Origin of the sequence: Streptomyces sp. NPDC020681, from assembly GCF_044334895.1 — a bacterium.
Classification (GTDB): domain Bacteria; phylum Actinomycetota; class Actinomycetes; order Streptomycetales; family Streptomycetaceae; genus Streptomyces.
Window position 1 is genome coordinate 1 of sequence record NZ_JBIRTX010000055.1, and the last position, 9,007, is coordinate 9,007.

Consider the following 9,007-nt stretch of genomic DNA (forward strand, 5'->3'; position numbering starts at 1 on the left):
GCAAGGTCCCCACCCATAACCACACCAACGACTGAACTGCCCAACCGTCACGGCAAACACCGTTGCAGTACTAGGGCCTGTCGTTTGGATCAGGCTGGATCAGCGAGCGGGGTCTGGCGCGTGCAGCTGCAAGGCGGAGGAAGGAGACGACGCGGAGCGTCGGCGACTGACGACAACGCAGCAGATGTGCGCGCCAGGGCACGCGAGCCCGGCAAGATCCGAACGACAGGCCCTAGCGGCGGCTGCGGGCGTACCGACGTCCGCCGCGGCTACGGCCGCGATTGCGGAGCGCGAAGCCGGCGATCCAGATGACCAGCAGTACGACTGCGGCCCACCACAGGATCTGCACGGCGAAGCCGAACCCGAACAGAACCAGGATCAGCAGAAGGAGAAGAATCCAAAGGAGCATGGCCGGGCCTCCACACACGTTCACAGGGACAGTTCCTGCGTTCCGCGGGGTCCGGGCGAAGCGGAAGGCGGAAGGACCTCGCTCGGAGATTCCGGGCGTCCTGGCCCCACACCTGGTGTCAGTCAACGCCGGGCAACGGCCGCTGTCAACGTGCGGACACTCTTGTCCATGCGCTACGCGGCGACATCGCGCGCTATCCGCAACCCCCGGCCAGGACTAGGCTGTTCGGTGAGGCCCCGGTCCCCGGCAGCGTTGGCTCTGTTCCGCTCCGGGAAGGCCCGCCATGTTCGTCCTGCTTCTCATCCTCATCGCGGCCCTGTTCGGCCTCGGCTTTTTCGACGCCTTCTGGTGGGTGGCCGCGGCCGTGCTCATCTTCGGTTTCGTCCACTACGGCCGCAGTGGCGCAGGAGGCCGAAGCGGTGGCGACGGTTCCGAGTACCGGGAGTACCGGGACTACAGGGACCGTCAGGCCCGCTGGGCCCGCCGCTACAGCCGGCAGCGCCGAGGCCGCTGGAATCGCCAGGACCGTCGGGACGGCGAGCATCACAGGTGACCGATCCTCCGTCCGCGGTGCGATCACCGGCGGCAATCACCGGCGGCGATCACTGGCGGCGGTCGTCGAGTCGGTCGGGTACGGGCCAGTGCACATCGGTCGCCAGGCCGAGCCGTTCGAAGAGGCGGATCGCGGCGGCGGTCGGGTCGAGCTGGCCGCGGTCGACACCGTGGCGGGCGCAGGTGGGGTCGGCGTGGTGGAGGTTGTGCCAACTCTCCCCGAACGAGAGCAGGGCGAGCGGCCAGAGGTTGGTCGCGCGGTCATGCCGGTGGGTGCGGAAGGGCCGGTCGCCGATCATGTGGCAGAGCGAGTTCACGCTCCAAGTGACGTGCTGGAGCAGGGCAACGCGTACGAGGCCCGCCCACAGCAGCGCGGTCAGCCCGTCACGCACGGTGCCGCCGATGGCCCAGCCGGCCGCGAAGGGCAGCGCGAGGGAGAGCAGGCAGAGCACGGGGAAGGCACGTGACAGCGCGCGCATGGAGCGGTCGGCGAGCAGATCGGGCGCGTAGCGGCCGACGGGTGTGGCGTCGGCCTGGAACAGCCATCCGACGTGCGCGTGGGCCAGGCCGCGGAGCAGTCCGCGCAGGCTGGTGCCGTAGCGGAACGGTGAGTGCGGGTCGCCGGGCCGGTCGGTGAAGGCATGGTGGCGGCGGTGGGTGGCGACCCAGCCGATCACATCGCCCTGGAAGCTCATCGACCCGGCGGCGGCAAGCGCGATGCGCAGCGCCGGGGCGGCGGTGAAACTGCGGTGGGTCAGCAACCGGTGGAAGCCGGCGGTGACGCCCAGCCCCGTGAGGACGTAGAACCCGAGAGCGAGCAGAACATCGACGGGCCCGATCAGCCTTCCCCACAGCACCCATCCGCCGAGGATCAGGGCCAGGAACGGGAACATCACGATGAGCGCGGTCACCGCCAACTGCCGGCGCTGGGAGCCCGAAAGCGGTGACGTCGCCCCGCTCACCGGGAAGGGCGTCGTACCGTCGTACCCCTCCGGCGTCCGAGCTGCTGCTTCGGGTCGCGCTTCGAGGCGTGCTTCGGTGTTCGTACGGTGGGACATGCGGGGCTCCTCGGCCATGTGTGTGTCGCGGCCGGGGGCTCGGGCTGCTTGGTGTGATGTGCAACCGCCGTGGCGGGCGGATCTTTGAGGTGTTGCCGGGCGTTGGTCAGATGCTCAGGCCGACGAGGGTTTCCGTGTCGTCGATGAAGGCGCGGGCGAGGTCCGACAGACGGCGGTTGTGTGCGCGGGCGTAACCGCGCAGTGCGGTGAAAGCCTGCTCCATGTCGATGCCCTGGCGTTCGGCGAGCTTGCCTTTGGCCTGTTCGATCAGTACGCGGCTGTTCAGCGCGGTCTGCAGCTGTTCGTTGAGGACGTTGCTGCGGTGGGTGGAGCGTTGTTGCAGGAGGCTGATGGTGGCGACGTCGGCCAGGGCCTGGGCGATGGGCGTGCCGACCGGGTCGAAGGGCCCGGGTTGGGTGCGGAAGAGGTTGAGGGCGCCCACAACGTCGTCCCGGAGGCGCATCGGCAGGGCCTGGACCGCCGCGAACCCGCTGTGCTGGGCTTGCGCGACGAAGCGCGGCCAGCGGTCTGCCTCCGTACGCAAGTCGGGGACGGAGACCGGTGTGCCGGTGTGGAAGCAGTCCAGGCAGGGGCCCTCGTCGTTCTGGAGCTGGAAAAGCTCCAGCAGGCGCACCCGCTCGTCGGAGGCGGCCATGACGCGGAGCTCGCCGTCCCGGTCCGCGAGCAGCACACCGGCCGCGCTCGCGCCGAGCATGCCGACGCAGCGGTCGGTCAGCAGGCGCAGGAAGTCGATCAGGTCGAAGTCGGCGACCAGGTTGTCGGCCAGCTCGACGAAGGTCTTGGCAAGGAGCTGCTCATTCATGGTGGACACCCTCTGTTGAGACTAGTCCCGCCGGAATGGGCCGGGAAGTGCAGCGAGTGCGTCCATCGGCCCGTGCAGAGGTGTCAGGCATCGCCTTCGCCTTCGTCTGGAGGTGCGTTTGGAGGTGCGTTCGGGGAGAAGCTGAGGCGGCGGGCGACCACGTCGGCCGCCACCTCCGCGAGTCTGTGCCCTCTGGCATAGGCGTGGGCGCGGAGGCGTACGAAGGCTTCCTCGATGCCGACGCCGAGTTGGACCGTGAGCATGCCGGTGGCCTGGTCGATCTCGGCCCGGTACGCGCCCAGATCCTCGAGCCGCCCGTCCGGAAGCATTCCGCCGATCGACGCGCCCGTCTCGTCGATCTGCGTATCGAGCAGAACCAGAGTCGCGACGTCGGCGAAGACCAACGCATCGGCCAGTTCCTCCGCGTTCAGCCGGCCTGGCACTCGGGAGTACAGGTCCAGAACTCCAGGACTGATCGCCCCCATTTGCAGGGGCAGTGCGAAGACAGCGAGTGCTCCGGCTTCCAAGGCTGCGTCGACGAACACGGGCCAGCGGCCCTGCAGTTCACCGGCGCGCAGATCGGGCGTCAGCACGGCCGTGCCGTGGGTGAAGGCGTCCACGCAGGGCCCCTCACCGAAGGTGAGTTGCAGCTCTTCCAATCGCCCGCTGATGTCGTCGGTGCTGCACAAGGGGTGACTGGCCGCGGTCCGGGACATCGCGGAAACCCCGGCCCCACCGACCGGCAGGGATGCCACCGCGGCGGTGCACACGTCCACCACACCGACCCGGGCACCGCGCAGGGCCGCCTGCTCGGCCACGAGCACCCGGATCCGGACGGACCGGCCTTGAGCCGTCACCCGGGCCACCGGGTCCAGGCATGGCGAGCGAGTCCGTCCAGTCTCACGGCCGTTCGCTCGCCGAGGGGAAGAACCAGCGCACGGAACACGGTGGGGCCGGTCGGTCTCCGGACATCACCGATGTCTCGCCAGCCCCAGAACCGGAAGGCAGCGAGGGACGGATGGTCGGCCTCGTCGACCAGCGTGACACCGAGCGACGCCTGGTGGTCGGTCAGCAGCCGCTGCTGCAGTCGACGGGCGATGACATCGCCCTGCTCGTGCGGAGCGACCAGGATCTTGTTGATCGCGAAGACATCGTGGGACTCGGTGAGCTGCTCGATGCCGAGCGGGAGCGTCCCGTCGAACCCGAGCCACCAGAAGCTGTTGCTCCGCACGGGGAATCCGAAAGCGCATCCCACCAAGGCGGTTGACTCCGCGACGGCCATGGCGAAGCCCGGCCTCCGGATGTCGCCGCTGAGGCGGTGCAGGAACTCTTCCCGGCTGCGGCTGCGATGCCCCTCACTGGGCCTCAGGTCCGAGGACTCCACGTACAGATCAGCCAGATCCGCACACAGCTCCTTGGCCTGCCAGCGGTTCACTCGGCGCAGCCGCGCCACATCCGTGGCAGACGAATCGGGGCCGTCGTCCTTCGGCGGCTGCCTCCGCCGGGACGAAGCCATCACAGCACACCGCTCGAGAGGGCAGGCACGACAAGATCAGGCCGACGCGGCGAAGCCGGAGCGGTCGGGGCGGTCCGGGCGCGTCCGCCGCGGAGAACCGCCAGGCATCCGGACGGGTGGTCGAGAAGCAGGAAACCGCAGTCGGTGAGATCGAAGAGCCGAGCCACCGGCGGTGCAGGGTAGTGCAGTTGGAGAGATCCACCGGCTGCGGCGGTCTGATACGACGCATGGAGGAAAGCGTTGAGGCCGCTGCAGTCGCAGAAGGTGACGGGCGTGAGGTCGACGTCGATGGTGCGGATGCCGTCGCGCAGGCACTCCTCCAGCGATGCGCGTACGAGTGGAGCCGTGTCGAGGTCGATCTCACCGGCCAGGGTGAGCAGCGCGCGGCTCTCTCTGTCGTGCCGGTAGACCTTCAGCTTCGGGATGGGCATGACGCCTCGGTTCAGGAAGCCATCCGGGCAGCGGATGCGGCGGAGCCGGACTTCCGGCTCCCGCCTGGCGCGCTCCCGGTAGGGGCATACTTTCGGCGGAGGCGGGCGCGGGCGAACAGCCGGGGCCGACAAGCCTGTGTGCCAGGACAGTGACCCCACCCAGCTCCCTCCAGGGGATGCACCGGGTGACCGGACGGAAGATCCGCTCCCCGCAGCCATCTGTGTTGAGAACTACATGCCGCCGGGGGTCTGGGGCGTCCTTACGACAGCATAGTCCTCAGCCCGGTCCAATGGACGGCCGAAAGTCCTCATTCCCAAGGCTTGGACACTGCCCTGGAGGGCAGCACTGCGTGCACATCCGTTCCGCCGAACGGTACTTGTGGGCGCGGCGCGAAACACTGCGACCGCCGGCCGCAATTCGCTCAGCGCCGGCGCCCCCTTCGCCGGGGGGCCCATCCAGACCCCACGCCCCCCGAGTGCACGGCGAGAAGGGCAAGTCCGACGAGCATGAGACTCGTCGGACCAAAGATCACCTCGGTCGACGTCTCGGTGACGTGGACGATGAAGGCGATGGCGAAGAGCACGGCCGCCGCGAATGCCAGCATCTGCTTCTCCTGCCGATGAACGGCGACCACGCGAGATACCGGTGGTTGCGCCGATGTCAGTCGTGTTCCCCGCCGAGTACCCGCCAGTCGTGCGAAGTCACGGTGGCCCGTGGCCTCCAGCCATTGCCGCCAGAAGGCTCGTACGAGTAGTAGTCCCAACAGACGGAAGCCCCAGCGACTGCTGGGGCTTCCTCTTCACCATGCTCAGCGTCAGCCCTTCACGCACACGACCTGCTTCAGCTTCGCCACGACCGCCACCAGATCCCGCTGCTGGTCGATCACCTTCTCGATCGGCTTGTACGCACCCGGGATCTCATCCACGACGCCGGAGTCCTTACGGCACTCCACACCCCGAGTCTGCTCCTCCAGGTCCTTCGTCGAGAACCGCCGCTTCGCCGCGCCACGGCTCATCCGCCGACCCGCCCCGTGCGAGGCCGAGTTGAACGACGCCTCGTTCCCCAGGCCCTTCACGATGTACGAACCGGTGCCCATCGAGCCCGGAATGATCCCGAAGTCACCGCTGCCCGCGCGGATCGCGCCCTTACGGGTCACCAGCAGATCCATGCCCTCGTACCGCTCCTCCGCCACGTAGTTGTGGTGGCAGGAAATCACGGAGTCGAATGTGACCTTCGCCTTCTTGAACTCCTTGCGGACGACGTCCTGGAACAGCCCCATCATGATCGCGCGGTTGTACTTCGCGTACTCCTGCGCCCAGAACAGGTCGTTCCGGTACGCCGCCATCTGCGGCGTGTCCGCGATGAACACCGCGAGGTCGCGGTCGACCAGGCCCTGGTTGTGCGGCAGGTTCCGCGCCTCGCCCATGTGGTACTCGGCGAGTTCCTTGCCGATGTTCCGCGAGCCGGAGTGGAGCATCAGCCAGACCGAGCCCGACTCGTCCAGACAGAACTCGAGGAAATGGTTGCCTCCGCCGAGCGTTCCCATCTGCTTCGTCGCCCGGTCCTGACGGAACTTGACCGCATCCGCCACCCCGTCGAACCGCTGCCAGAAGTCGTCCCAGCCGCCCGTCGCGAAGCCGTGCATCCGGCCCGGGTCCACCGGGTCGTCGTGCATTCCGCGGCCGACCGGGATCGCCTGCTCGATCTTCGAGCGCAGGCGGGACAGGTCGCCCGGCAGGTCGTTCGCCGTGAGCGAGGTCTTCACCGCCGACATGCCGCAGCCGATGTCGACGCCGACCGCCGCCGGGCAGACCGCGCCGTGCATCGCGATGACCGAACCGACCGTCGCGCCCTTGCCGTAGTGGACGTCCGGCATCACGGCCAGGCCCTTGATCCACGGCAGCGTCGCCACGTTCTGCAGCTGCTGCATCGCGGAGTCCTCGACCGACCGCGGGTCCGTCCACATCCGGATCGGGACCTTGGCGCCCGGTACCTCTACATACGACATAGTTCCTCAATTCCCCCGACAGGCGCCAATAAGCGACAAGCCATTGAAAAGACTCAAAGTGCAAATGCAGTGGCCAATGCCCGCGAAAGACCCAACGGACCGGCATTCACAGCAGCGCGTGCGATACACATTGTGTCCATCGGCCGCCATCACGCGGCAACCGCTTTTCCGCTCGAAGGGAGCCTGGGACCGTGCAACGAAAGGCGTACGCACCCGGCCTTGCGGCGCTGCTCGTGGCGCTTGTCACCGGCTGCACCGCCGGCACCGGGACCGACTCCGCACCGGACTCCAAGGCGGGCGACGGCACCACCTCCGCCGCTCAGCCCGGCAAGTACCGCACACTGCTGGAGCCCTGCGGCTCCGTCCAGCGCTCCACCCTCAAGGACCTGCTGCCCGGCACCTCCGAGCTGCCGGACGAGCAGCAGCAGAAGGTCTTCCGAGGCGCGGCCGAGGTCACGTACGACACCGACCGCCGCGTCGGCTGCAGTTGGAAGGCCGACTCGCCGGACGCCTCGCACTCCCTCAGCGTCGACTTCGAGCGTGTCGTCTCGTACGACACGGGCGTGAGCGACGACGACCGCGCGCAGGAGATCTACGCGAAGAAGGAAGCCGCCGCCGCCCTTCCCGCGCCCCCCACCGCCCCTCCCTCCGGCACGCCCACCGGAACCCCGACCGGCCAGGCGACCCCCACCGGGACGCCCGCCGGAACCCCGACCGGTACCGCCACGGGCGCCCCCGGAAGCACTCCCGAAGGCACCCCCGAAGGCCTCGAGCCCCGCGTCCTCGACGATCTCGGGGACGCCGCCTTCCTCGACGACGTGCTCACCGCCGCCGGCGCCGGATCCACCGCCCAGCGCCGCACCGTCAGCGTGGTGTTCCGCACATCGAATGTGATCGTGACGATCGTCTACCGCGAGCAGGCGTCCCGTATCACTGAGGTCCCGGACAGCAAGGAACTGCAGGAAAAGGCGCAGAGTCTGGCCGGCAAGCTCGTCGACCAGTTCAGCGACTGAGGACGGACCGGCAGCCGCACGCAAAGCCGTACGTATCCGGAGACACACCCGCGGACCCGCCGGGTCCGCGTACCGTGGCCTGGCCGACCGGAGTGACCGTACGACAATCGACTGAAGGAACCATGCACCGTTCAGCCCCGCGACTCACCCGCATTCTCGCCTGTGCAGCCGTCCCGGTGATGCTTGTCGTCGCCGGCTGCTCGTCGGATTCCGGCAGCAACGACGGCACGAAGGGCAAGGACTCCTCGTCCTCATCCGGGGCCTCCCCGGACGGGCAGAAGGCGACGACCGTCGAGCCCGCGAAGTACGCCAAGCTGCCCGACCCCTGCAAGTCGATCTCCGCGAAGACGATCGAGAAGCTGGTGCCGTCGACGAAGGTCAAGTCGGGCACGGCCGGCAAGTCCTCCGACACCACCACCCGCGGCACCTGCTCGTGGAACGGCCTGGACGACAACGGCGTGAAGGGCTCGGACTATCGCTGGCTCGACGTCTCCTTCCTGCGCTACGAGTCCGAGCAGACCCTCGGCCTCAGCGGCAAGAAGCGCGCCGAGGACAACTACGCCAAGGAGATCTCCAAGGCGAAGGCGACCGAGGGCGCGAAGAAGGTGCGCACCTCCCCCGCGCAGGGCGTCGGCGAGCAGGCGACCGCGGTCGGCTACGAACTGACGAAGACCGGCGAGGACTTCACGTACGCCACGATCGTGACGCGGACCGACAACATCGTGATCACGCTCACCTACAACGGCACGGGCTACGCGGGCGCCGACTCCCCGTCCTCCGAGGAGCTGATGAAGGGCGCCGTGGCGGCGGCCAAGGAGGCCGTGGCCTCGGTGAGCGTCGCCAACAAGTAACCACGCCAAGTCCGGTCGGTAACTTCCGGCAAGTAGGTTCCAGCCTTGGCCTGTTGATGGAGCCGCCGCTCCCCGCGAGCGGGGGCTCCGCAGTCATGTGCCAGGCTGTGCCCGCTGGAACGGGCTTTCGCGTTTTCATATCGGGAGGGGATCGCGGGTGGCCGCGATGCAGCTGACACGCACGCACCGCATACTCATCGGCCTGGTCGTCACGGGTGCGGTGATCATCGCCGCGATCGGTTTCGCGGGTTCGTACGCCGCCGTGCGCGAGCTCGCCGCGGACAAGGGCTTCGGCAACTTCGCCGTCGTCTTCCCGATCGGAATCGACGCGGGCATCTGTGTGCT

11 protein-coding genes are annotated in these 9,007 nt (G+C 68.3%); 4 read left to right on the forward strand and 7 right to left on the reverse strand.

Going from position 1 to position 9,007, the window contains the following annotated elements:
- Positions 1-232: 232 nt before the first annotated feature.
- The gene (locus ACH4YL_RS40375; RefSeq protein ID WP_398512526.1) at positions 233-409 is read right to left on the reverse strand and encodes a hydrophobic protein; all 177 of its coding nucleotides are present in this window, start codon (positions 407-409) and stop codon (positions 233-235) included.
- 283 nt (positions 410-692) lie between these two features.
- Here ACH4YL_RS40375 and ACH4YL_RS40380 point away from each other — a divergent pair, with 283 nt between their 5' ends.
- Positions 693-962: a hypothetical protein gene (locus ACH4YL_RS40380; RefSeq protein WP_398512527.1), complete on the forward strand. Its 270-nt coding sequence runs from the start codon at positions 693-695 to the stop codon at positions 960-962.
- 49 nt (positions 963-1,011) lie between these two features.
- Here the strand turns inward: ACH4YL_RS40380 and ACH4YL_RS40385 are convergent, their stop codons facing one another.
- The 6 genes from ACH4YL_RS40385 to ACH4YL_RS40410 form a co-directional block, all read right to left on the reverse strand.
- The gene (locus tag ACH4YL_RS40385; RefSeq protein WP_398512528.1) at positions 1,012-2,019 is read right to left on the reverse strand and encodes an acyl-CoA desaturase; all 1,008 of its coding nucleotides are present in this window, start codon (positions 2,017-2,019) and stop codon (positions 1,012-1,014) included.
- A 106-nt stretch (positions 2,020-2,125) separates the two neighbouring features.
- Positions 2,126-2,842 (reverse strand): GAF and ANTAR domain-containing protein, encoded by a 717-nt coding sequence (locus ACH4YL_RS40390; protein WP_398512529.1) that lies wholly within the window; start codon positions 2,840-2,842, stop codon positions 2,126-2,128.
- An 83-nt stretch (positions 2,843-2,925) separates the two neighbouring features.
- On the reverse strand, positions 2,926-3,699 hold the full coding sequence (locus ACH4YL_RS40395) for an ANTAR domain-containing protein (protein WP_398512530.1): 774 nt from the start codon (positions 3,697-3,699) through the stop codon (positions 2,926-2,928).
- Positions 3,696-4,358, reverse strand: a complete 663-nt coding sequence (locus tag ACH4YL_RS40400) for a hypothetical protein (RefSeq protein ID WP_398512531.1) — start codon at positions 4,356-4,358, stop codon at positions 3,696-3,698. Before ACH4YL_RS40400 ends, ACH4YL_RS40395 begins: the two co-directional genes overlap by 4 nt.
- Complete coding sequence (locus ACH4YL_RS40405; protein WP_398512532.1) at positions 4,358-4,789, reverse strand: STAS domain-containing protein; 432 nt, start codon at positions 4,787-4,789, stop codon at positions 4,358-4,360. The genes ACH4YL_RS40400 and ACH4YL_RS40405 overlap by 1 nt, the downstream gene beginning before the upstream one ends.
- 815 nt (positions 4,790-5,604) lie before the next feature.
- Positions 5,605-6,798 carry an RtcB family protein gene (locus ACH4YL_RS40410; protein WP_398512533.1) on the reverse strand — a complete coding sequence of 398 codons (1,194 nt, stop codon included), beginning with the start codon at positions 6,796-6,798 and terminating at the stop codon, positions 5,605-5,607.
- Positions 6,799-6,989: 191 nt separating this feature from the next.
- Between ACH4YL_RS40410 and ACH4YL_RS40415 the strand changes: the two genes are divergently transcribed.
- From ACH4YL_RS40415 to ACH4YL_RS40425, 3 genes are all read left to right on the forward strand, one after another.
- Complete coding sequence (locus tag ACH4YL_RS40415; protein ID WP_398512534.1) at positions 6,990-7,811, forward strand: DUF3558 domain-containing protein; 822 nt, start codon at positions 6,990-6,992, stop codon at positions 7,809-7,811.
- A 122-nt stretch (positions 7,812-7,933) separates the two neighbouring features.
- Positions 7,934-8,662, forward strand: a complete 729-nt coding sequence (locus ACH4YL_RS40420; RefSeq protein WP_398512535.1) for a DUF3558 family protein — start codon at positions 7,934-7,936, stop codon at positions 8,660-8,662.
- A 157-nt stretch (positions 8,663-8,819) separates the two neighbouring features.
- Positions 8,820-9,007: DUF2637 domain-containing protein (locus ACH4YL_RS40425; RefSeq protein ID WP_398512536.1), on the forward strand; the 188-nt coding region annotated here is incomplete at its 3' end.

Excerpts from the sequence above, each read along its gene's own strand:
- ACH4YL_RS40375 (WP_398512526.1), bottom strand. The coding sequence starts at position 409 with ATGCTCCTTTGGATTCTTCTCCTTCTGCTGATCCTGGTTCTGTTCGGG.
- ACH4YL_RS40380 (WP_398512527.1), top strand. The coding sequence starts at position 693 with ATGTTCGTCCTGCTTCTCATCCTCATCGCGGCCCTGTTCGGCCTCGGC.
- ACH4YL_RS40385 (WP_398512528.1), bottom strand. The coding sequence starts at position 2,019 with ATGTCCCACCGTACGAACACCGAAGCACGCCTCGAAGCGCGACCCGAA.
- ACH4YL_RS40390 (WP_398512529.1), bottom strand. The coding sequence starts at position 2,842 with ATGAATGAGCAGCTCCTTGCCAAGACCTTCGTCGAGCTGGCCGACAAC.
- ACH4YL_RS40400 (WP_398512531.1), bottom strand. The coding sequence starts at position 4,358 with ATGGCTTCGTCCCGGCGGAGGCAGCCGCCGAAGGACGACGGCCCCGAT.
- ACH4YL_RS40405 (WP_398512532.1), bottom strand. The coding sequence starts at position 4,789 with ATGCCCATCCCGAAGCTGAAGGTCTACCGGCACGACAGAGAGAGCCGC.
- ACH4YL_RS40410 (WP_398512533.1), bottom strand. The coding sequence starts at position 6,798 with ATGTCGTATGTAGAGGTACCGGGCGCCAAGGTCCCGATCCGGATGTGG.
- ACH4YL_RS40420 (WP_398512535.1), top strand. The coding sequence starts at position 7,934 with ATGCACCGTTCAGCCCCGCGACTCACCCGCATTCTCGCCTGTGCAGCC.